This window comes from Streptomyces sp. NPDC055506 (assembly GCF_053643595.1).
In genome coordinates, this window is record NZ_JBSHKH010000140.1 from 1 (window position 1) to 21280 (window position 21280).

Here is a 21280-nt window from a genome sequence, read left to right on the forward strand (position 1 = left end):
TCGGGGAACGGCCCGGAAAACAGCAATGCCCGGTGGGTGGTGCGCGTCCGCTCGCACCACCCACCGGGCATCCGTGAAGGGCCTACTTGATCCAGGCCTCCACCTTGTCGCGGTTGGCCTCGACCCACTTCTTCGCCGCGGCCTCGGGCGCCATCTTGTCCACGGCGATGTACTTGGCCACGGTGTTCTGGTCCTCGTTCGTCCAGGTGAAGTTCTTCACCAGGTCATAGGCCGGGCTGCCCGACTTGGCGAACTTGGCGCTGACGATCTTGTCGAGTTCGTACACGGGGTAGTCACAGGCGACCTTCTCCGTGTCGGCGTCGCAGCCCTCCTTGTACTCGGGCAGGCTGACCTTCTTCAGCGGCACCTCGGACATGAACCACTGCGGCTCGTAGAAGTAGCCGATCACCCACTGCTTGTTCTTCTCGGCGTTGCGGTAGGCCTGGATGAGCGCGGTCTCACTGCCCGCGTACACCACCTTGAAGTCCAGCTTGAGGTTCTTCACCAGCGCCTCGTCGTTGGTGACGAACGACGGGTCGCCGTCGAGGAGCTGGCCTTTGCCGCCCGACTCCGAGGTCTTGAACTTCGACGCGTACTTGTTGAGGTTCTTCCAGTCGGTGATGTCCGGATGCGCCTTCGCCAGCCACGGCGGCACGTACCAGCCGATGAGGCCCTTGTTGCCGGTCGGACCGGCCTCGACGGCCGTCTTCTGATCGGTGATGTACTTCTTCTTCAGGTCGTCGTGGCCCCAGTTCTCCACAACGGCGTCGACCTCGCCGGTGCCGAAGCCCTGCCAGGCGATCTCCTCCTTCAGGTCCTTCTGCTCGACCTTGCAGCCGAGGTCCTGCTCGGCGACGTACGCGAGGACCGCCGCGTTCGCCTCGTAGCCGACCCACGGGTTGATCGCGAGGTTGAAGGTGCCGCACTTGTCCGAGCCGCCGGACCCGCCCGCGCTGTCGTCACCGACCTTCGCGCCGCCGCAGGCCGTGAGAGTGAGGCCGAGTACGGCCAGGCCGGCCGCGCCGGCTCTCCAGTGTCGTGCCATGGTGTGATGCTCCTTATGCGCCGGCGCGGCGAGCCGCTGCCTGAGTGATCCGGTCGAACATGACGCCGAGCAGGACGATGGCGAGCCCTGCCGCGAGTCCCTTGCCGTACAACTGGCCCTGCGAGAACCCGGCCACGACGTCGTAGCCGAGGGCCCCCGCTCCCACCAGGCCTCCCACGACGACCATCGACAGCACATAGATCAGGCCCTGGTTGGTCGCGAGGGTCAGGGCGCCGCGTGACATCGGCAGCTGGACCTTGGTGATGAGCTGCCAGGTGTTGCACCCGGTCGATGTCGCCGCTTCGACGGTGGTCTGCGGTACGGCCCGCACCCCGTCGGCGATGATCTTGATGGCGACCGGCGCAGCGTAGACGATCGCCGCGACGATGGCCGTGAACCGTGTCGCGCCGAACAGCGCGAGGAACGGCACGAGATAGACGAAAGGCGGCATTACCTGCGCCGCGTCCAGCGAGGGCCTGAGCAGCCGGTCGACGAGCGCGCTGCGTCCCATCCACACGCCGAGGACCACGCCGAGCAGCATCACCAGCACCGTCGCCACGGCGGTGGACGCCAGCGTCGTCATGGCGTCCGACCACACGCCGGTCGCCACCAGAAGGCCCACGCAGACGGCGGCGGTGGCCCCGGCACGCCATCCGCCGAGCACCGCGCCGAGCGCGACGAGGGCAGCTCCGACGAGCCACCACGGGGAGTCGGTCAGCAGCGTCTGGAACGGATTGAGCAGGCCGTTGGTGAGGGCGTCGCGAAACGCGTTGGTCAGCCCCGACAGGTTGTCCTGGGCCCAGGTGGTCACATCGGCCGCCGTCTTGGCGATTCTGCTGCCGATGCCGCCCTCACCGGGGAACTCGGCCGCCCACAGGTACGTGTGTGACAGGTACACCAGCACTGCCGCCATCACGGCGCCGGCCGCGAGCAGGTGCCGCCGCCACTTGAGGAAGGGACTGTCCGAGCCCCTGGCCGTCTCCGCTCGTGCGCTCGCCGCGGTGGTGACCCGGTCCAGCACGATGGCCATGACGACGATGGCCAGACCGGCGTTGAAGGCCGTGCCGACGTCCAGCGACTGCAGGGCCTGGACGACGGTCTTGCCGAGGCCGGGCGCGTCGATCAGGGCAGCGATGGTCACCATCGCCAGTGCGGCCATGATGGTCTGGTTGACGCCCATCACCACCGTCCGTTTGGACATCGGCAGCAGCACCTTGAGCAGAGCCTGCCGCCGCGTCGCGCCCATCGAGTCCGCCGCCTCGACCGTGGTCTGCGGTACGGAGCGGATGGCGTGCGCGGTGATGCGGATCGCCGGTGGTGCCGCGTAGATGGCGGTGGCGATCGTGGCGGATGCCGGACCGATGAGGAAGAACAGGGTCAGGGGTGCCAGGTAGACGAAGGTCGGCATCGTCTGCATGAAGTCCAGGAACGGCGTCACGACCCGGTTGAACCGGTCCGAGAGTCCGGCCCACACCCCGAGGGGTATCGCGAACAGCAGCGCCACGCACACGGCGGAGAGGGTGAGCGCCAGGGTGTCCATGCTCTCCTGCCACAGGCCCTGGAGCCCCAGGAACGTGAAGCCGGCCACCGTGAGCAGCGCGACCCGCCAGTTGCCCGCGGCCCAGGAGACGTAGCCGGCGATACCGACGACACCGAGCCAGCCGATCTGCGGAACCGGGCGGCCCGCGGCCGGCTGTGAGATCAGCTCCTGGACGAAGGTCACCAGGGAGTCGATGACCAGGCGGATCTCGTTGAAGAAGTAGAGGAAGAGCGGGTTGGAGTTGCGGTTGGCGCCGATGGAGTCGTTGACGTCGTTGAACCACCGGTGCAGATCGGTCAGGTCGGCCGCGGCGAGGGAGAGTGTCTGCCTGCCGCGCAGCACGGCGAAGAGCACCAACCAGACGAGCAGGATCGCGGCCACGACCACGGAGCGGTTGATCCTGCGCACGCGCCGGGCCGGAGCGGGTGGCTCCGCGGCCTGGGTCTTCTCCGGTTTCTCCATCGCGACGGTCATCACGCGTCGCCTTCCTGCCCCGCGACGACCGCGAGGATCTCCTCGTCGCCGACGATGCCGAGCAGCTTGCCGTTCTCGACGACCTTGACCGGCTTCTCGGCCGCGAGCACCGCGCGCGTGGCCTCCTTCACCACGACGTCCGGGCCCAGTTCGGGACCGTCCAGGGGGTCGTCGGGCTCCGCCGGGCGCATGATCCACCGCAGGGTCAGCACGTCGCCGCGGGGCACGTCCCTGACGAAGTCGCGTACGTAGTCGTCGGCGGGGGCGCCGACCAGTTCGTCCCCGGTGCCGCACTGGACCATCCGGCCGTCCCGCATGATGAGGATGCGGTCACCCAGCCGCAGCGCCTCGGAGAGGTCATGGGTGATGAACACCATCGTCTTGCCGACTTCGTGGTGCAGACGGACGACCTCGTTCTGCATGTCCCGGCGGATCAGGGGGTCGAGCGCCGAGAACGGCTCGTCGAAGAGGAGCACGTCCGGGTCGCCGGCCAGGGCGCGGGCGAGACCGACGCGCTGCTGCATTCCGCCGGAGAGCTGGTCGGGGTAGGAGTTCTCGTACCCGGAGAGGCCGACGAGTTCGACGACCTCCAGAGCACGCTTGGTGCGTTCGGCTCTGCTCATGCCGCGGATCTCGAGACCGAACGCCACGTTGTCGACGACCCGGCGGTGCGGCAGCAGCCCGAAGTGCTGGAACACCATGGAGAACTTGCTGCGGCGCAACTCGCGCAGCCGGCTCGTGTCCGCGTCGCGGATGTTCTCGCCCTCGAAGAGGATCTCGCCGGCGGTGGGTTCGATGAGCCGGGTCAGACAGCGCACCAGGGTGGACTTGCCGGAGCCGGACAGGCCCATGACGACGAAGACCTCGCCGGGGGCAACCTCGAAGTGCACGTCGCGCACGGCCGCGGTGCATCCGGTGCGGTCCATCAGTTCGCGGCGGGTGAGGCCGCGCAGTTCCTCGGAGCCCGGTACCTGGTCCGCCTTGGGCCCGAACACCTTCCACAGCTCGCGCACGGAGATGACCGGCGTGGGAACCGGGTCCTGGGGGGTATCGCGCCGCCGCGGCGCCTCGGTCGTTGCTGGGGTCATGTTCGACCTCTTTCGGCGTTCAGCCGCGGAACCAGTGCTGCGGCCGGGGTTGGGTGTTCTGCCAGATGTGTTTGGGCTCCCGGTACTCGGCGAGGCCGGTCGGTCCCAGCTCCCGGCCCACGCCGGAGTGCCCGAACCCACCCCATTCCGCCTGGGGTACATAGGGGTGGTAGTCGTTGATCCACACCGTGCCGTGGCGGAGCCGGCGGGCAACCCGCTGGGCCTTCCCGGCGTCCTGGGTCCAGACGGCGCCGGCGAGTCCGTACTCGGTGTCGTTGGCGATGCGTACCGCGTCGTCCTCGTCGGTGAAGCGCTCCACGGTGAGCACGGGCCCGAAGGACTCCTCGTGCACGACGCGCATGTCCTGACCGCACTCGTCGAGCACGGTGGGCGGGTAGTAGTGGCCATCGGCCAGGGCCGGGTCTTCGGGGCGTGCGCCGCCGCAGCGCAGGACGGCACCTTCGGCGAGTCCGGCGGCGACGTACTCCTCGACCTTCGTCAGGTGCTGTGCGGAGATCAGCGGGCCGGTATCGGCCTGCGGATCGAAGGGGCCGCCCAGGCGGATCCGCCGGGCACGGCGGACCACCTCGTCGACGAACCGGTCGTGCAGCGTGTCCTCGACGATCAGCCGGGCGCCGGCCGAGCAGACCTGCCCGGAATGCAGAAAGACGGCCGTGAGAGCGAAGTCCACGGCCGTCTCGAAGTCGGCGTCGGAGAAGACGACATTGGGGTTCTTGCCGCCGAGTTCCAGGGCGACCTTTTTCACGGTCGCGGCGGCCGTGGCCATGATGCGTCTGCCGGTGTCCAGGCCGCCGGTGAAGGAGACCATGTCGACGGCGGGGTGGTCGGCGAGCGGTGCGCCGACCTCGGGTCCGGTTCCCAGGACGAGGTTGGCGGCTCCGTCCGGGAGCCCGGCCTCCTCGAGCGCTCTCATGAGCAGGATCGAGGTGGAGGGAGTGAGTTCGCTGGGCTTGAGGACGATCGTGTTGCCCGCGAGGAGGGCCGGCGCGACCTTCCAACTCGCCTGGAGCAGAGGGTAGTTCCAGGGGGTGATCAGTCCGCACACGCCGATCGGTTCGTACACGACGCGGCTGACCGCGTCGTCCCGGCCGGTGTCGATGACACGGCCGGCGTCGGTGCCGCCGAGCCCTCCGTAGTAGCGGAGACAGGAGACGACGTCGGCGATGTCGTACTCGCTCTCCACCAGCCGTTTTCCGGTGTCCAGTGATTCGGCGCGGGCGAACGCGTGGGCGTCGCGTTCGAGGATGTCGGCGGTGCGCAGGAGGAGGGCACCGCGCTCGCGCTCGGGGGTACGCGGCCAGGGCCCCTCGTCGAAGGCCCGGCGGGCTGCGGCGATGGCCGCCTCTGCGTCGGGGCGGGTGCCTTCGGACACGGTCACCGAAAGCGTGCCGTCGGCGGGACAGCGGATGTCCCGATGGCCGCCGGCCACCGGATCCCGCCATTTTCCATCCACGAACAGGTCTGCCACGTCGGGAGCCCTTCGAGCGAACCGCGTTGCGCATCGCGCACCGTTTTGCTTGTGGTGGAACACTCTGCGGAAGGCGGGAACCCACGTCAAGGGGTCGGCCCATGACGGTTTCGCCAAGGTGGCAGCCTGGAGAACGCGACGCCCGCAGGCCCGGAACACCTTGTTTCCGGGCCGATCGGCTCTATGAAAACTGCAGGTTACGCGCCCGCGTCGCGGTAGCGGTAGTACGTGGCGGCAGACGGCGACAGCGGCTCCTTGCCGAGGATGAGGTCGGCCGCCTTCTCCGCGATCATCATCACCGGCGCGTAGATGTTGCCGTTGGTGATGTAGGGCATCACCGACGCGTCGACGACCCGCAGGCCCTCCACCCCGTGCACGCGCATGCTGGCGGGGTCGACGACCGCCATCTCGTCGGTGCCCATCTTGCAGGTGCATGACGGATGCAGCGCGGTCTCGCCGTCCTTGGCGACCCAGTCGAGGATCTCCTCGTCGGTCTCGACGGACGGTCCGGGCGAGATCTCCCCGGCGTTGTACGGGGCCATGGCTGGCTGGTTGAGCAGCTTGCGGGCGACCCTGACGGCCTCGACCCACTCGCGGCGGTCCTGCTCGGTGGACAGGTAGTTGAAGCGCAGCGCCGGGTGCTCGGCCGGATCCTTGCTCTTGATCTTCACCGAGCCGATGGCGTCGGAGTACATGGGGCCGACGTGCACCTGGTAGCCGTGTCCGCCCGCGGGCACGGAGCCGTCGTAGCGGACCGCTACGGGCAGGAAGTGGAACATCAGGTTGGGGTAGTCCACGTCCTCGTTGCCGCGGACGAAGCCGCCCGCTTCGAAGTGGTTGGTCGCGGCGGGGCCCGTGCGGAAGAGCCACTGGAGGCCGATGAGGGGGGCGCGCCATTTGGCGAGGTGCGGCTGCATGGAGACTGGCTGCTTGCAGGCGTACTGGATGTACACCTCCAGGTGGTCCTGGAGGTTCTCACCGACACCCGGCAGATCGTGTACGACGTCGATGCCGAGCGCGCGCAGTTCCTCGGCGTTGCCGACGCCGGAGAGTTGCAGAAGCTGCGGGGAGTTGATCGCGCCTCCGCAGAGGATGACCTCGCGGGCACGCACCTGCCGGGGTCTGCCACGGCCGCGCCGGTACTCGACACCGACGGCCCGCTTGCCCTCGAAGAGGACGCGGGTGACCAGGGCGCGCGTGGTGACGGTGAGGTTGGGCCGCTTCCGTACGGGCTTGAGGTACGCCTTCGCGGCGGACAGACGGCGTCCGCGATGGACATTGCGATCGAACCTGGCGAAACCTTCCTGCCGGTAGCCGTTCACGTCGCTGGTGGGAGCGTGACCCGCCTCCTCGGTGGCTTTGAGGAAGCCCTCGAAGAGCGGGCTCGTCCCCGGGCCGCGTTCGAGGACGAGGGGACCGTCGTGGCCGCGGAACTCGTCGTCCGGGTCGGCGGCGAGACAGTTCTCCATCCGCCGGAAGTACGGCAGGCAGTGCGCGTAGTCCCAGGTCTCCATGCCCGGGTCGGCCGCCCAGCGCTCGTAGTCCATGGGGTTGCCACGCTGGAAGATCATGCCGTTGATGCTGCTGGAACCGCCCAGCACCTTGCCTCGGGCGTGGTAGACGCGCCGGCCGCCCATGTGGGGCTCGGGTTCGGACTCGTACTTCCAGTCGTAAAAGCGGCTGCCGATCGGGTAGGTCAGCGCCGCGGGCATGTGGATGAAGACGTCCCAGGGATAGTCGGGCCTGCCCGCCTCCAGGACCAGCACCCTGTTACCCAGGTCCGCGGAGAGCCGGTTGGCCAGTGCGCTGCCGGCCGATCCACCACCGACGATGACGAAGTCGTACTGCAAGTGAGCCATGGGGCCTCGTCTCGCTCGTGCCGTAGAGAATGCGCGGCATGCTAGCGCCGGTATCTCTATGCGCACCAGGTTGCGAACAGCGCAACTTGCGAAGTTCTGCACCAAGCCCGTGACCTGCACAGTGGCGGCTAAGTTTATCGCCCGTATAGTTGCGTTGTGAGCAACTACCATCCAGATACCGAAACGACAAGTGCGCCGACCGGTGGGGTGCAGTCCGTCGACCGCGCCATCACCGTGCTGGAGATCCTGGCCCGGCGCGGCGAGGCCGGCGTCAGCGAGGTGGCTGCCGAGATCGATGTCCACAAGTCCACCGCGTTCCGGCTGCTCGGCGCCTTGGAGGTGCGGGGTCTGGTGGAGCAGGCGGGCGAGCGCGGCAAGTACCGCCTCGGTTTCGGCATCGTCCGTCTCGCCGGCGCGGTCACCGGGCGCATCGACATCACTCAGCAGAGCCGCCCGGTCTGCGAGCGCCTCGCCCAGGAGCTCGGCGAGACCGTGAACCTCGCAGTGAAGCAGGAGCAGTACGCGATCAACCTGTACCAGGTGCGCGGTCCGGGTGCCATCACGGCGTTCAACTGGGTCGGCCAGCTGACTCCGCTGCACGCCACCTCCAGCGGCAAGATCCTGCTGGCGCACATGCCCGCGAAGGAGCGCGCCGCGCTGCTGTCGGAGGCCGGGCTGAAGAAGATGACGCCCCGCACACTGACGGCGAAGACCAAGCTGGAGAAGAACCTCGCCGAGGCTCTTGAACGGGGCTACTCCTGGACCCTGGAGGAGTTCGAGGTAGGGCTGCACGCCATGGCCGCGCCGGTCCGCAACCGGGACGGAGAGGTCATCGCGGCGCTCAGCGCCTCCGGCCCCGCTTACCGTCTCACCGAGGAACGGATGTACGACCTCGCCCCGGTGCTGGTCAAGGGCGCGGACGAGATCAGCCATCGGATGGGCTACCTGGGCTGAGCCCGCCGGGGACCGCCGCTACCGCGGCCGCCCCATGCCCCCAGACGCTCCTGGACGAAGGCATGGAACTCGCCGATGTGATGCTCACTCGGCACGAGAACTCCGGATGGTGATCGCCTAATAGCGGCGGTCCTGGTCCTCGGTGAAGTTCTCGACGATGAGCTTCCAGTTCGCCTTGCCGTCGTAGACGATCCGTCTGCCGACCTCGAGGTGCCACGACACAGTCAGGACAGCGTGGCCGCGAGATGCTTGCGCCAGCGCATGAACAGCCGCGGCTGGTTCATCCCGAGAACGGCGACCGGGTGTCCGGCACGCCGGTAGACGGCCAGGACGTTGCGGTCCTCGGCGGCGCCTTCCTCGATCGTCACGCTGTCGGCGCGGGTCGCGTTGCCCGCGAACTGGATCTTCACGCCGTACTGGTCGGACCAGAAGTACGGCGGCCGGGGTACGCCCGGTTCGGACTCGCCCCAGGACAGCAGCGCGGCCACGGCCGCATCGGGGCGCTCCCGGGCGCCGGTCCAGTGCTCCACGCGGCGGTGGCTGCCCGAGCGCGGGTCGTACCAGGAAGCGCAGTCGCCGACCGCGACCACCCCGGCCAGGCTGGTACGGCCGTCCGCACCGCACTTGACGCCGTCGTCGAGCTCGACGCCGGATCCTTCCAGCCACTCGACGCAGGGACGGGCCCCGACACCCACGACGACGATGTCGGCGGGGACGCTCCGGCCGTCCTCCAGCAGAACGGCGTCGACGCGACTCTCGCCACTCAGCCCCTTGACGCCCACGCCGCACAACAGGCGCACGCCGTGGTCCGCGTGGAGAGCGGAGACGATGCTCCCCATGGTCGCGCCGAGCGGTGCGGCCAGTGGTGCGGGCGCCGCCTCGACGATGGTCACGTCCAGGCCGAGGGCGTAGGCGGTGGAAGCGACCTCGGCGCCGATGAAGCCACCGCCGATCACGACCAGGCGTCCGCCCCGGGCCAGTTCGTCCCGCAGAGCGCGGGCGTCGTCCAGTGTGCGCAGGGTGTGCACACCGGCCAGTCCGTCCATGCCGGGCAGGGTCCGGGCGGCGGCGCCGGTGGCGATGACGATGCCGTCGGCCCTCACCTCCCGGCCGTCGGTGAGCCGCACGGCGCGGGGCGTGGTGTCGAGTCCGGCGGCGCGGGCTCCGAGCAGCCACTCCGCTTGCAGGTCCTCGTCGTCCGGTTCCAGTGCGAGATCGGCTTCGCCGACTCCACCGGCCAGGAACTCCTTGGAGAGGGGCGGCCTGTCGTACGGGCGGTGGAGTTCGTCGCCGATCACGACGAGCCGTCCGTCGTACCCCTGCTTGCGCAACGAGCGCGCCGCCGACAGACCGGCCAGCGACGCGCCCACCACGGCCACCGTCCTCACGCGACGCCCCCGGCGAGCCGGGCGGCGAGGCAGGGAGGCAGGTTCGGGGCTGCCGTGGACAGCCGTACGTAGATCATGCCGTCCTCGATGAAGACCTCGTGCGTGCGCACCGGGAGCTTGGCCGGCGGGGCGTCGACGGCTCCGGTCTTGAGGTTGAACTTCGAGGCGTGCAGCGGGCATTCGACCTCGCATCCCTCCAGCCAGCCGTCGGCGAGCGAGGCGTCCTGGTGGGTGCATGTGTCGTCGATGGCGAAGAGTTCGCCGTCGTCGGTGTGGAACACCGAGACCGGCGGGTCGATGTCGAGCCGGTGGGCCTCGCCTCGGGGGAGATCCACGAGACGGCACGCGGGAATCATCATGACACCTCGGGTGCGTATAGCGAAACGGATTGCGGTGAACGCAACGCCAGTTTGGAGGCGCCCGCAAACCCTTGTCAAGGAGTTCAGAGGGCGACCGACGGCCATATTTTTCGTTGCGCCATACGAAACGACCTGCGTTATAGGAAACGCAGGTCAGGGCGGGGAACCCGTCAGAACCGGGCCTACGGCAGTAACGTCGCCGCGGGTTCGAGACCCCAGCGGGCGGCCACTCGCACCGCGTCGGCCGTCGAAGCGACGTCGTGGACGCGCACGCACCGGGCGTCGGGGCTGTGACCGGCCGGGGTCGCGCTCGGCACTCGCTCGTTGCGAGGAACCGAGCGCGTTCGGCCACACCGGCCGGGCGGGACGGCGTTCGTTCACCAGCCGCGGGCGGCCCACTCCTCCAGGTGCGGGGCTTCCGCCTCGATGGTGGTCGTGTCGCCGTGTCCGGTGTAGACCACCGTCGCGCCGGGGAGCGTCAGGAGCCGGTCACCGATCGAGGTGATGATCGTCCCGAAGTCGCTGTACGAACGTCCGGTCGCGCCGGGCCCGCCCGCGAACAGGGTGTCACCGCTGAACAGTGCCCCCAGGTCGGGCGCGTACAGGCACACGGCCCCGGGCGCGTGTCCGGGCGTATGGAGGACACGCAGTCCGATCCCCGCCACGACGATCTCGTCGCCGTCGGCGAGCGGGCGGTCCGGCCGGCGGCTCGGGTGGACCGCCTTCCACAGCACCTGGTCGTCGGGGTGCAGCAGGACGGGTGCGCCCGTGGCGAGAGCGACATCCGGCGCCGCGCGCACATGGTCGTCGTGGGCGTGGGTGCACACGACGGCCGACAGGCGCCTGTCACCGACGACCTCCAGGACGGCGTCGGAATCGTGTGCCGCGTCGATGACGACCACCTCGTCGTCGTCACCGATGATCCAGACGTTGTTGTCGACGTCCCAGGTACCGCCGTCGAGGCTGAAGGTGCCGCTCGTGACGAGGTGTTCGATGCGCGGTACGCCGGCCATCACAGCACCACCACGGAGCGCAGCACATCGCCGCCGTGCATCTTCTCGAAGGCCTCCTCCACGTCACCGAGTCCGATGGTCTCGGAGACGAACGCGTCCAGGTCGAACCGGCCTCCCAGGTACAGGTCGACGAGGGCCGGGAAGTCACGCGAGGGCAGACAGTCGCCGTACCAGCTGGACTTCAGCGAGCCGCCGCGCCCGAAGACGTCGAGCAGCGGCAGCTCCACCTTCATCTCCGGGGTGGGCACACCGACCAGCACGACCGTGCCGGCCAAGTCCCGGGCGTAGAAGGCCTGCTGGTAGGTCTCGGGACGGCCGACCGCCTCGACGACGACGTCCGCGCCGAAACCTCCGGTGAGTTCGCGCACCGCCTCCACGACGTCGCCCTTCGAGCCGTCGACGGTGTGGGTGGCCCCCATGGCCATGGCTCGGTCCAGTTTGCGCTGGTCGATGTCGACGGCGATGACCTTGCTCGCGCCGGCGAGCAGTGCTCCCGCGACGGCGGCCATTCCGACGCCGCCGCAGCCGATGACGGCGACAGAGTCCCCTCGTCCGACGGCGCCGGTGTTCACGGCGGCGCCGAAGCCCGCCATGACGCCGCAGCCGAGCAGACCGGCTGCCGCCGCCGAGGCCGCCGGGTCCACCTTGGTGCACTGTCCGGCCGCGACCAGTGTCTTCTCCGCGAAGGCGCCGATGCCTAGGGCGGGCGAGAGCGGGGTGCCGTCGAGCAGCGTCATCGGCTGCGTCGCGTTATGGGTGGCGAAGCAGTACCAGGGCTTGCCCTTGCTGCATGCCCGGCACTGGCCGCACACGGCCCGCCAGTTGAGGATGACGAAGTCACCGGGCTCGACGCCGGTGACTCCCTCCCCGACCGCCTCGACGCGACCGGCCGCCTCGTGTCCCAGCAGGAAGGGGAATTCGTCGTTGATCCCGCCCTCGCGGTAGTGGAGGTCGGTATGACAGACACCGCACGCCTCGACCTTGACCAGGGCCTCACCCGGACCGGGATCGGGGACGACGATCGTCTCGACGGAAACCGGTGCGCCCTTCTTCCGGGCGACGACGGCACGAACCTCGTGAGCCATGAGCTGCTCCTCAGACGGGAATCACGCGCGTGCGCGTTGCCTCATTCGATACACGCACCGCTATACGCAACCGAGGATCGGGGAGGAGAACACCGAGGGTCAAGGGGTCGGCGGGAACCGGACCGGCCCGGCCGGACCCGTCGGGCGGAAGATGCCTGCTCCCTGATTCCGCCGAGTCGCGCTCTTGGCGGTTCACCCGGTCCGGCCGGCTCAGCCCGCGGGCTGCGAGTCCGACACGACCTCGGCCGGCCGCACACCGGGGCCCGGCCGCGACTCCGGCTCGCGGACGGCGTCGGCCTCGGCCTCGGCCTCGGCAGGGCTCACCTGCTTACGCACCGGCTTCGGCCCTTCCGTCGGCTCGGCGCGCAGCGCCTTCACCAGGGAGACGCACAAACCGACCATCACGAAGAGGAACGGGAACGCGGCGATGATCGCCACCTGTTTGACCGCCTCCAGACCACCCGCCATCAGCAGCACAGCCGCGACCAGACCGGTCAGCGCTCCCCAGAGGATCACGACGAGGCGCCCGGGGCTCATGCTGCCCCGGCAGGAGAGCATGCCCAGCACCACGGAGGCGGCGTCGGCGCCGCTGACGAAGAAGAGGCCGACCAGCACGATGACCAGGACCGAGGTGATGGAGAACCAGGGCAGGTGCTGCAGGGTGGCGAACAGGCCCGCCTCCTCGCCCTGGGCGACCGCCGAGGCCAGATCGGCGCCGTGCATCTCCTGATTGAGCGCGGTACCGCCGAGGATCGCGAACCATACGACACTCACCAGGCTCGGCGCGATGATCACGCCCACGATGAACTCCCGGATGGTCCGGCCGCGGGAGATGCGCGCGATGAAGGTCCCGACGAACGGCGTCCAGGAGATCCACCACGCCCAGTAGAAGACCGTCCAGCCCGAGAGCCACTCGCCACCGCCGAAGGCACCCGTCGTGAAGCTCATCTTCGGAAGCGAGGCCAGATAGCCGCCCAGCGCCTCGGTCTGGCTCTCCAGGATGAACACCGTGGGACCCGCGACGAAGACGAACAGCAGCAGCACGGCGGCCAGGATCATGTTGCCGTTGCTCAGCCACTGGATGCCTCGGTGCACGCCGGAGAGGGCGGAGAGCACGAACAGGACGGTGAGGACGCGATGATCGAGACGGCCAGCGTGGTGGAGTCGGGGACGCCCCAGAGTTCCTTCAGCCCCCTGTTGACCTGCAGGGCGCCGAGTCCGAGGGAGACGGCGGAACCGAAGAGGGTGGCGAAGATCGCCAGAATGTCGATGGACTTGCCGAGCGGCCCGTCCACCAGATCGCCGAGCAGCGGACGGAAGGCGGAGCTGATCAGACTGTTGCCGCTCTTGCGGAATCCGAAGTAGGCGAGCGCCAGGCCTGCGACGGCGTACATCGCCCAAGGATGGATCGCCCAGTGGAAGTACGAGTACTCCAGCGCCAGGCGGGCCGCGTCCTCGCTGCCCGCCTTCGCGGAGCCCGGCGGCGGGCTGGACATATGCATGATCGGTTCGCTCGCCCCGTAGAACATCAGGCCGATGCCCATACCGGCGCTGAACATCATCGCCACCCATGAGGCCGTGCTGAACTCCGGTCGCTCACCGTCCCGCCCGAGCCGGATGGAGCCGAACCGGCTGAACGCGAGGACCGCCGCCAGCAGCACGAACCCGGAACTCGTCAGGATGAAGAGCCAGCCGAAGCTGTCGATGATCCGGTTCAGAGTGGTCTCGGCGACGGAGGCGAGATTGTCGGTGAAGAACACTCCCCAGGCCACGAAGAGGGCGGACAGCGTGACGGATACATAGAGGACAGCCGGATCCACCCGCGCGAGGGCCGATGTCGACTTCTTCGTCGTCGCGGTACTCATCCGAAGCCTTCCGACGGGGAACGGGGGCGGCGGGTCTGCGTCAGCATCCCTGCGACGGCACACACCCGGCGGTGCACAACACGCAACCGAGCGCTCGATGTGCAACACAGTTCCTGTCACGCACCGGTGCGTCAACCCCCCGTACACCGACCGTTCTCGCCGGGTGTTCACCTCAGACCAGCGGCCACGGGCCCGGCTCCGGCCACGGAAACGCCGTGACCGGAGCCCCAGGATCAGCTGCCGTGGAAGCCGGCGACCGCCGCTAGTTCCGGTAGCGGAACACGATCCGGCCGCGCGTCAGGTCGTACGGCGGGAGCTCCACCAGCACCCGGTCTTCCAGCATGATCTTGATGTAGTTCTTGCGGATCTTCCCGCTGATGTGCGCGAGCACCTGATGGCCGTTCTCGAGCTCCACGGTGAACATGGCGCTGCGCAGGCACTCGACGACCTTGCCCTCGACTTCGATGACGTTCTTGTTCTTCGTCATCGCACCAGCTCCAGGTTGCTGCTCAGCGGCCGGGCGCCGATGCCCTCGAACAGCGCCGAGGCCGCTTGGTTGGACTCGTCGACCTCGGTCCAGGCCGCGGCCACCCCCGAGCGGTGCAGCGTCCCCAGCGCGTGGGCCAGCAGCGCCCGCGCGATGCCGCGGCGCTGCTCTGCGGCCCGGACCGCGAGCAGCCCGATGCGCGGCCGTTTCGCCCTCACCACCCGGATCAGGCCCAGGTAGCGGTCCGGTGCCGCGGCCACCGCGTACTTCGACGGGTCGACGATGGTGTCGCCCTCGGGGCGGGGAATCACCTCCGCGGGCATCGACTGCCACCCGACGGTCGCCTCGACCTCGTCACGGATCGCGCGGTCCACCGCCCGCAGCAGAGTCTCGTCAGCCCGGCAGGCGGGCACGATCGTGACCCCCGCGGGCGGCTGGACCGCTTCGAGTCCTGTGACCCGCGGATCGGTCGGCACGACGTACTCCCACTCGCGGCGCCGGATCGTGAAACCGGCCCGCCGCCAGCCGGCCGTCAGTTCGGCGTCGGCTTCGTCGACCACCGTGTACAACGGCGCCGGCAGTTCCGCCGGCATCGCCTCGGCGAGCCGGTCGAAAGCGGCGCTGTGCCAGGCGTCGATGCTGACGAACAAGCGTCCGTCGGGCCGGTGTATCGCATGCCCGCGGCCGACCACCAGGTCGTCATCCAGTGCGTGCCATTGCCTGTCCGCGACACGCGTGATCACCACGGCGTTCTCGCTCAGGCCGGATGTGAAAGGCTTTGTGTTCATCGGAGTCCCCTTCCAGGAGAGCCTCGATCTCAGGCGCTCCTGGCGACACCGAACGTCAGCCGCCGGACCGTGACGGGTTGAGGGAGCACCCACGGGTAACTGTGTTCACGGGGGCTCACCTCCCTACGACGACTTCACGGTCCGCCATGAAATTAGCAGCGGGACGCCGCCTCGCTCCAATCATTTCCTGGACACAAAGGAAAGCGCCTATGCCCGGTCCCTCCACAGCGGACGACGGTCCGGGCACCAGCCGCAGCACTTCGGCCACCATCCCGCCGAACATCCTGCGCTATCTCGCCCTGGTCGCGGACGAGTGCGGCGTCGACCTGCAGCCGGAGCTGGCGGGTGTCGGACTCGACGAGTCGGTGATGCGCTCCGCCGCCCTGCGTGTCTCCTACCGGCAGGGCAGCACCGTCATCCGCAGTGCCGTGGAGCTCACGGGCGACCCGCACCTCGGCCTGCGCGTGGGTGCGGCGCAGCATCTGACGGCATGGGGGCTGCTCGGCTTCGCGCTGCTGGCCGCGGAGACGCTGCGAGACGCCATCGAGACCGGAGTGCGCTTTCAGAACCTGTCCGGGGCCATGATGGTGTGGTCGTCCGCCGAGGAGGACACCGGCTATGTGCTGCGGGCCGCGACGCCCGACCCCGCGCTCGACCCGACCGTCGCGGTGTTCCTGACGGAAGAGGCCTTCTCCAGCGTCGTCACGCTGACCCGCCTGAGCGCCGGGGCCGAATTCGCCCCGCGGAGAGTCGAGTTCGCCTTCCCCGCGCCGCAAGACCCTTCTCTGTTCGCCGAACTGTTCCACTGCCCCGTGCGATTCGCCGCCGCCGAGAACCGCATGGTGTTCCCCCCGGCCTGGGCCGGCCACCCGATGCCTGGCCGTGACCCGGTCACCTACGCCTCCACCCTCCAACTGCTGGAGGAGCAGATGGCGTCACGCCGACATCAGCAGGATTTGCTGGAGGTGCTGGAGATCTCCATCGCGCAGAGCCTTCCCGACGTGCCCTCCTTCGGGGAACAAGCTCGCCGGCACACCTCCAGCGAACGGACGCTCCGCCGTCGTCTCGCCGAGTGCGGTACGACGTACGAGGCCATCGTCGACGGAGTGAGACGCGAGCGCGTCGAACAGCTTCTGCGCCGACCGGAGCTGACTCTGCGAGACATTGCCCGCCGGGCGGGCTTCTCCGATGTACGAGCGCTCAGACGCGCCGTGCACCGCTGGCACGGGGTGGCCCCCCGCCGACTGCGTGTGCCGGAGGGGCAACCCGACGACTGAAGCGGGGTCAGCGCGTACGGCCCCAGACCGTCTTCGCCGCGGTCGCGACTCCGTCCGGGCCGACGGCCGTCACGGTCGGGATCAGCTCTCCGGTCGCCGGGTTGACGACAAGCATTGCCTGGGCTGATTTCGTGCCCGTCCCGCTCACGACGACGCCTACACGAGTTCCCAGCGGCCGTCGATCCGGCGGGCCAGCCCTCTGCGCCGCAGATCCTCCAGATAGTGGGCCATCCCCCGTTCGCCCCGCTTGCGGAACAACGGGAACAGCCGCGGCAGCAGGTTCGGCGCCAGCATCGCCAGTCGCACCCGGCGCGACTCTCCGGGCCGGACATAGGCTTCGAGCCGCGGCTTGTCCAGCAGGCTCACCACCGCGTCCACCACGTCGGACGGCTGCTGAGGCGGGTCCTGGAACTGCATGGCGTTCCCGCCGTCCACCGCTTCCTGGCGCAGCAACACCTTGGATCCGCCGCGAGCGGGTCCGCGTCGGTGTCACGCCGGACCGATGACCTTCTTGCGCATGTGCGCGTAGACCACCGACGTCCGTACGTCGGCCAGTTCCGGGCGCTTCGTCAGCTTGTCCAGGACCACTGCGTGCAGATGGTCGGTGTCACGGACGGCGACGTGCACGAGGAAGTCGTCGGTCCCGGTGAGAACGAAGACCGAGATGACCTCGGGCATTGCCTCGAGGAAGGTCTGGAAGGCCTCGATCGCCGCACGGGTCGGCGGGCGGATCCGTACAGCGATCATCGCCTGCAGTCCGCGGCCGATCGCCGCGAGGTCCGCCTCCGCGTGAAATCCCGTCAGGATGCCGCTCCTGCGCAGCGCCCGGATTCGTTCCAGACACGTGGACGGGGCGATACCGAGTTCCTGGGCCATCTCCCGGTTGGTGCGCCGACCGTCCTCCTGGAGCATCCTCACCAACGCCGAATCTAGTTCGTCCATGCTTGCCTCATCCCGCTGGATTCCGAAGTTAATTCGGACTATTCGCATCAAGTTCGATGGTCTTGTTAGCCTCCAGCCTAATTCACTGACGTTCGTTCGGTCACAGTGTGGTCGGCGACGGTAGGCAGCGAAGGGGCGCTTGGTATGCGACAACGGGGACCCACGGTGGGGGCGGTGTGTGCGGTCATGGCGGCCGCGCTGTTCTGGAGCAGTTCGTACGCGGTGACCAAGAAGGTGCTGGAGGATGTCGGCCCGCTCAGCATCGGCGCCATCAGGTTCACGCTCGCGGCGCTGCTGCTCAGCGTGATGGTACGGCTGAGCCGACACCGTCCGGCCCGTCCGGCCCCGCGGCAGCGGCGGCAGCTCTATCTGAGCGGGTTCCTCGGCATCACCGTGTACTTCACCCTGGAGAACGTCGGTGTCGACCTCTCCACGGCATCCGACGCGTCGCTGATCGTGGCCACGTACCCACTGATGACGATGCTGGTGGAACTGGTTGTCTTCCGCAGCCGGATGCCGCTGCTGAGGGTGACGGGCGTGCTGCTGGCCACCGTCGGCGCCTTCCTCGTCGTACGCAACGGGGCCGAGGTCGGCGGCAGTTCGCGCTGGCTTGGGGACATCCTGCTGCTGCTCGGCGGGCTGGCCTGGGCCGGCTACAACGTGCTCGGCAAGCGCGCGAGCGCCGGCCAGGACGCCGTGAGCGTCACCTACTACCAGACCCTGGCGGGCGCGGCCGGCTTCCTGCTCGCGTCCCTGCCGGAGGCCGACGACTGGCGGATGCCGGGGGCGACTGCCTCATCGCTGCTGGTCTATCTGGCCGTGGCGTGCTCGGTCGGCGGCTTCCTGCTCTACAACTACGGCCTGCGCAGGATGGCTTCGAGCGTCGCGGTCAACATCCTCAACATGGTCCCCGTCTTCGGTGTCATCGGCGCCGTCGTGATCAACGGGGAGTCCATCCGGCTCACCCAGGTGACGGGCGGCGTGATCATCATCGTCGGGGTGGCGCTGGGCATGATCGAGCGGGGACAGGGAGCCACGGCGGATCCGGTCGCGAGGGGAGGCGAGCCTTCCGGGACTGCGAGCACTCGGAATGCGGTGGAGAATCGGCCTAAGCCTGACGAGCCCGAAACGGCTGTACCGACCGCGTATGGAGTGATCGACGGGCGCGGGTAGCCTACGGTGCAAGAGGTGGGCTCCGTCGATGACTTGCCTACGAGCCTTGGCCCTTGCCGGGGGTGACCGGGAAGGAAACCTCGTCGCGGTCCGTGGCGTCGGTGATCCACCATCTGTTTCCGCCGAGAAGGGCCAGTTCTGCGCGGCCGTCGGCGTCCCAGTCGTGGACGGCGAAGAGCGTGCCGTCGACGGGGCCGTCGTCACCCGGCACGGAGCGCTTGGTGGCGCGCCAGGGCTTCGAGGCGAGCCCGTGCTGGGAGCCGCCCCGCAGCACCTCGATCCGCGCGTCCCCTGTCTCCTTCTTCTTGGTGAGCTGTACGGCCAGGTCGTCGCAGCCATCGCCGTTGAAGTCTCCGGCGGCGAGCCTGGTGCCGAAGCCTTCCTTGAAGTCGCCGCCCTCCATGGTGACCCACTCCCCCGGCTCCTTCCCGTAGCGGACGCTGACCTGGCCGCGCTGGTGGGGTGTGTCGATCTCGTCGTAGCTGTCGACGAAGCTCCGGCCGATGGCGACGTCCTGCCGCCCGTCGCCGTCGAAGTCGCCGAAGACGACGTTCTCGCCCTCCGGCAGCCGCTCGGGCTCCTTGCTCAGGCCGCCGGAGGTTCGGGCGCCGCCGGTGAACAGCAGGGGCGGATCCCACGGGGAGTCGTAGAGCGCGAGATCGGTGGCGCGGTCGTCGTTGGCGTCCCCGGCGACAAGCATGGGTGACGCGCCCTCGTGGACCGGGCTGGGGATCTCCACGGTCCGGGTGGGAGCGCCGGAGCGCTTGAACGGGCCCTTGAGGACGACCAGTTCCTGATCCTCGTTGGAGAACCTGAAGGCCGCGAGGTCGGTGTGGCCGTCCCCGTCGAAGTCGCCGGCGATCGGCGCGGTGTCGTATCCGCTGCCCGGCAGTGGGACGCGCCCGTGCGGTCCGCCGGCCTGCGGGCCTTTGGGTCCTCCCCACAGGACCTGGGCGGCGCCGCTGACGACGAGGTCGGCGTGGCCGTCCTCATCCAGGTCGGCGACCGTGGGCTGCCACGGGTCGTCGCCCGTCTGGACGTCGTCCGGCAGACCGAGGTCGTCGTGGGTGAGGACGGTCGTGCGGTCGTGGTCAGGACCGTGCTCGGAGCCGGGCACTACGGTCACGTCGAAGTTCTCCGCCGTGTCGGAGATCTCGTGCACCAGATCAGCGAAGCCGTCCCCGTCGAGGTCGGGGGCCGCAGGCGTGTCCTCGCGCGCCGAATCGGCCGGTCGGCAGGGGCTGTTGGGCACCGAGCGCGCGCCGTCGGACGGGAGAAGGACGAGGCACGCCACCACGGCCACCACCACGAGGGTGGCCGGCACGGCGTGCCACAAGCGCAGGTGGCGGAAGAACGGATTGCCTGCCGTCGGAAGGTGCATCAACCCACTTCACGGGCGTGGACACGACCCGCACAAGGAAGCTGATCATTTTGTTACGGGGGTGATGCACAGCGGCCCTGTCCCCGTTCCGGCCCATAGGTAGGTACGGCGGTGAGCCAAGGCTTCTTCCGCGGCGCAGGAAACGCTGACGACAAGGTGCGCTGGGGGATGACGCTTGAGCATTAAGGTGCCCAAATCACGAACTGCACTGCTTTCACCGCATGGTGTCAGGCGGAAGTACATGCAGCCCCAACTCGCGGTACACGGTTTCCGGGCGCCTGGATGACACTCGCCAGGCCAGGTCCTCGAAATAGCGCATGGGTTGCCGATGATGTTCTTGGCGCTCCAGGTAGACGTAGGGGGCCAGCAGGTTCCACGCTCGCAGCAGACTCCCGCCGTACGCGCCGATGATCAGGGATTCGTCCACCAGGCCATGCGCCACCAGCTTGCCGAGGTCGTTGTAGAACAGACCGACACGCTGGATGTACCGCCTGCTCTCCTCCGGGAGTTGCTGATAGGCGACAGGCTGTGGGTGTTCGACTGCCAGCCGGTACAGCACGTACTCAACTGCTTCGAGGTAGTCGTCGCCTCGTGTGTCCCGAAACCCTTCCAGGATCATCGCCAACACCGTTGATTTCCGAGATGACCTGAGCTGACTCCACGCCAACCACGCTGATGTGACCAGCGCGATCACTGAAACCAGCAACGTCACAAGGTTCAGGTTCATCGTCCCCCACTTCTGTCGACGCGCGCTGCCGGCACAGTGCACCGCGCGGCCCTGGAAGGACATACCCGCGCTGCCCACCGTGACGGCCGCTCCGTGCGCCCCGGCCTGAGGCGTACAGGCGGAAACGTTGACGACCTGCGCACCGCTCCCGCAAGGTCCGTGCCTGGCTCGCCGATCCCCCGACCGGATCGAGCTGCACTTCCTGTGGCCGTACTCGCCGGAGCCGAACCTCGACGAGCTGGTCAACGCCGACCTACTTCGGCGGCCCGGACGTCCGCTGCATCCTTGAATAGAACCGATTGAGTTTCAGGTCCGGATGAAGCGCGCCGGTTCGCCCGCGCCGGGT

At 68.7% G+C, this 21280-nt stretch carries 17 protein-coding genes and 2 pseudogenes; 3 read left to right on the forward strand and 16 right to left on the reverse strand.

The window, feature by feature from the left end; genetic code table 11:
* Window positions 1-82 precede the first annotated feature (82 nt).
* From ACWIF2_RS34490 to betA, 5 genes are all read right to left on the reverse strand, one after another.
* Window positions 83-1045: an ABC transporter substrate-binding protein gene (locus tag ACWIF2_RS34490; RefSeq protein WP_454364824.1), complete on the reverse strand. Its 963-nt coding sequence runs from the start codon at window positions 1043-1045 to the stop codon at window positions 83-85.
* Between the two features lie 13 nt (window positions 1046-1058).
* A complete protein-coding gene (locus ACWIF2_RS34495; RefSeq protein ID WP_454364825.1) occupies window positions 1059-3059 on the reverse strand; it encodes an ABC transporter permease in 2001 nt (666 codons plus the stop codon).
* Window positions 3059-4147: a quaternary amine ABC transporter ATP-binding protein gene (locus ACWIF2_RS34500; RefSeq protein ID WP_454364826.1), complete on the reverse strand. Its 1089-nt coding sequence runs from the start codon at window positions 4145-4147 to the stop codon at window positions 3059-3061. The genes ACWIF2_RS34495 and ACWIF2_RS34500 overlap by 1 nt, the downstream gene beginning before the upstream one ends.
* Window positions 4148-4166: 19 nt before the next feature.
* The gene (locus tag ACWIF2_RS34505; protein ID WP_454364827.1) at window positions 4167-5636 is read right to left on the reverse strand and encodes an aldehyde dehydrogenase family protein; all 1470 of its coding nucleotides are present in this window, start codon (window positions 5634-5636) and stop codon (window positions 4167-4169) included.
* Between the two features lie 197 nt (window positions 5637-5833).
* Entirely contained in the window at window positions 5834-7495 is a 1662-nt protein-coding gene (gene betA, locus ACWIF2_RS34510) for a choline dehydrogenase (protein ID WP_454364828.1), read from the reverse strand.
* 207 nt (window positions 7496-7702) lie between these two features.
* On the opposite strand from betA, the gene ACWIF2_RS34515 reads away from it, so the two are divergent.
* Complete coding sequence (locus tag ACWIF2_RS34515; RefSeq protein ID WP_454364839.1) at window positions 7703-8449, forward strand: IclR family transcriptional regulator; 747 nt, start codon at window positions 7703-7705, stop codon at window positions 8447-8449.
* Between the two features lie 224 nt (window positions 8450-8673).
* On the opposite strand, the gene ACWIF2_RS34520 is transcribed toward ACWIF2_RS34515, so the two are convergent.
* The 7 genes and pseudogenes from ACWIF2_RS34520 to ACWIF2_RS34550 all read right to left on the reverse strand — a co-directional run bounded on the left by ACWIF2_RS34520 (window position 8674) and on the right by ACWIF2_RS34550 (window position 15434).
* On the reverse strand, window positions 8674-9837 hold the full coding sequence (locus ACWIF2_RS34520; protein ID WP_454364829.1) for an NAD(P)/FAD-dependent oxidoreductase: 1164 nt from the start codon (window positions 9835-9837) through the stop codon (window positions 8674-8676).
* Entirely contained in the window at window positions 9834-10196 is a 363-nt protein-coding gene (locus ACWIF2_RS34525; RefSeq protein ID WP_454364830.1) for a bifunctional 3-phenylpropionate/cinnamic acid dioxygenase ferredoxin subunit, read from the reverse strand. Before ACWIF2_RS34525 ends, ACWIF2_RS34520 begins: the two co-directional genes overlap by 4 nt.
* A gap of 377 nt (window positions 10197-10573) precedes the next feature.
* A complete protein-coding gene (locus ACWIF2_RS34530) occupies window positions 10574-11209 on the reverse strand; it encodes an MBL fold metallo-hydrolase (protein WP_454364831.1) in 636 nt (211 codons plus the stop codon).
* Entirely contained in the window at window positions 11209-12294 is a 1086-nt protein-coding gene (locus tag ACWIF2_RS34535; RefSeq protein WP_454364832.1) for an S-(hydroxymethyl)mycothiol dehydrogenase, read from the reverse strand. Before ACWIF2_RS34535 ends, ACWIF2_RS34530 begins: the two co-directional genes overlap by 1 nt.
* A gap of 210 nt (window positions 12295-12504) precedes the next feature.
* Window positions 12505-14159: pseudogene (locus ACWIF2_RS34540) on the reverse strand (BCCT family transporter).
* A gap of 262 nt (window positions 14160-14421) precedes the next feature.
* Complete coding sequence (gene infA, locus ACWIF2_RS34545) at window positions 14422-14646, reverse strand: translation initiation factor IF-1 (RefSeq protein ID WP_010981942.1); 225 nt, start codon at window positions 14644-14646, stop codon at window positions 14422-14424.
* The gene (locus ACWIF2_RS34550; RefSeq protein WP_454364833.1) at window positions 14643-15434 is read right to left on the reverse strand and encodes a GNAT family N-acetyltransferase; all 792 of its coding nucleotides are present in this window, start codon (window positions 15432-15434) and stop codon (window positions 14643-14645) included. Before ACWIF2_RS34550 ends, infA begins: the two co-directional genes overlap by 4 nt.
* 209 nt (window positions 15435-15643) lie before the next feature.
* Here ACWIF2_RS34550 and ACWIF2_RS34555 point away from each other — a divergent pair, with 209 nt between their 5' ends.
* Window positions 15644-16711, forward strand: a complete 1068-nt coding sequence (locus ACWIF2_RS34555) for an AraC family transcriptional regulator (RefSeq protein WP_454364834.1) — start codon at window positions 15644-15646, stop codon at window positions 16709-16711.
* Window positions 16712-16867: 156 nt separating this feature from the next.
* On the opposite strand, the pseudogene ACWIF2_RS34560 reads toward ACWIF2_RS34555, so the two are convergent.
* Together ACWIF2_RS34560 and ACWIF2_RS34565 are read right to left on the reverse strand one after the other, a co-directional pair.
* A pseudogene (locus ACWIF2_RS34560) lies at window positions 16868-17164 on the reverse strand (oxidoreductase); the annotation flags it as partial.
* 36 nt (window positions 17165-17200) lie between these two features.
* Window positions 17201-17653, reverse strand: coding sequence for an Lrp/AsnC family transcriptional regulator (locus tag ACWIF2_RS34565; protein ID WP_454364835.1), 453 nt, complete (start codon window positions 17651-17653; stop codon window positions 17201-17203).
* Window positions 17654-17797: 144 nt separating this feature from the next.
* Between ACWIF2_RS34565 and ACWIF2_RS34570 the strand changes: the two genes are divergently transcribed.
* Window positions 17798-18826, forward strand: a complete 1029-nt coding sequence (locus ACWIF2_RS34570) for a DMT family transporter (RefSeq protein WP_454364836.1) — start codon at window positions 17798-17800, stop codon at window positions 18824-18826.
* A 37-nt stretch (window positions 18827-18863) separates the two neighbouring features.
* Here ACWIF2_RS34570 and ACWIF2_RS34575 read toward each other — a convergent pair whose 3' ends face one another.
* Both ACWIF2_RS34575 and ACWIF2_RS34580 read right to left on the reverse strand, forming a co-directional pair.
* A complete protein-coding gene (locus tag ACWIF2_RS34575) occupies window positions 18864-20207 on the reverse strand; it encodes an FG-GAP and VCBS repeat-containing protein (protein ID WP_454364837.1) in 1344 nt (447 codons plus the stop codon).
* Window positions 20208-20421: 214 nt separating this feature from the next.
* Complete coding sequence (locus ACWIF2_RS34580) at window positions 20422-20934, reverse strand: DUF4760 domain-containing protein (protein ID WP_454364838.1); 513 nt, start codon at window positions 20932-20934, stop codon at window positions 20422-20424.
* Window positions 20935-21280 lie beyond the last annotated feature (346 nt).

What these genes read in the sequence shown, in the direction of transcription:
- ACWIF2_RS34490 (WP_454364824.1), bottom strand. Translation starts at nt 1,045, where the DNA reads ATGGCACGACACTGGAGAGCCGGCGCGGCCGGCCTGGCCGTACTCGGC.
- ACWIF2_RS34495 (WP_454364825.1), bottom strand. Translation starts at nt 3,059, where the DNA reads ATGACCGTCGCGATGGAGAAACCGGAGAAGACCCAGGCCGCGGAGCCA.
- ACWIF2_RS34500 (WP_454364826.1), bottom strand. Translation starts at nt 4,147, where the DNA reads ATGACCCCAGCAACGACCGAGGCGCCGCGGCGGCGCGATACCCCCCAG.
- betA (WP_454364828.1), bottom strand. Translation starts at nt 7,495, where the DNA reads ATGGCTCACTTGCAGTACGACTTCGTCATCGTCGGTGGTGGATCGGCC.
- ACWIF2_RS34525 (WP_454364830.1), bottom strand. Translation starts at nt 10,196, where the DNA reads ATGATGATTCCCGCGTGCCGTCTCGTGGATCTCCCCCGAGGCGAGGCC.
- ACWIF2_RS34530 (WP_454364831.1), bottom strand. Translation starts at nt 11,209, where the DNA reads ATGGCCGGCGTACCGCGCATCGAACACCTCGTCACGAGCGGCACCTTC.
- ACWIF2_RS34535 (WP_454364832.1), bottom strand. Translation starts at nt 12,294, where the DNA reads ATGGCTCACGAGGTTCGTGCCGTCGTCGCCCGGAAGAAGGGCGCACCG.
- infA (WP_010981942.1), bottom strand. Translation starts at nt 14,646, where the DNA reads ATGACGAAGAACAAGAACGTCATCGAAGTCGAGGGCAAGGTCGTCGAG.
- ACWIF2_RS34550 (WP_454364833.1), bottom strand. Translation starts at nt 15,434, where the DNA reads ATGAACACAAAGCCTTTCACATCCGGCCTGAGCGAGAACGCCGTGGTG.
- ACWIF2_RS34555 (WP_454364834.1), top strand. Translation starts at nt 15,644, where the DNA reads ATGCCCGGTCCCTCCACAGCGGACGACGGTCCGGGCACCAGCCGCAGC.
- ACWIF2_RS34565 (WP_454364835.1), bottom strand. Translation starts at nt 17,653, where the DNA reads ATGGACGAACTAGATTCGGCGTTGGTGAGGATGCTCCAGGAGGACGGT.
- ACWIF2_RS34570 (WP_454364836.1), top strand. Translation starts at nt 17,798, where the DNA reads ATGCGACAACGGGGACCCACGGTGGGGGCGGTGTGTGCGGTCATGGCG.
- ACWIF2_RS34575 (WP_454364837.1), bottom strand. Translation starts at nt 20,207, where the DNA reads ATGCACCTTCCGACGGCAGGCAATCCGTTCTTCCGCCACCTGCGCTTG.
- ACWIF2_RS34580 (WP_454364838.1), bottom strand. Translation starts at nt 20,934, where the DNA reads ATGAACCTGAACCTTGTGACGTTGCTGGTTTCAGTGATCGCGCTGGTC.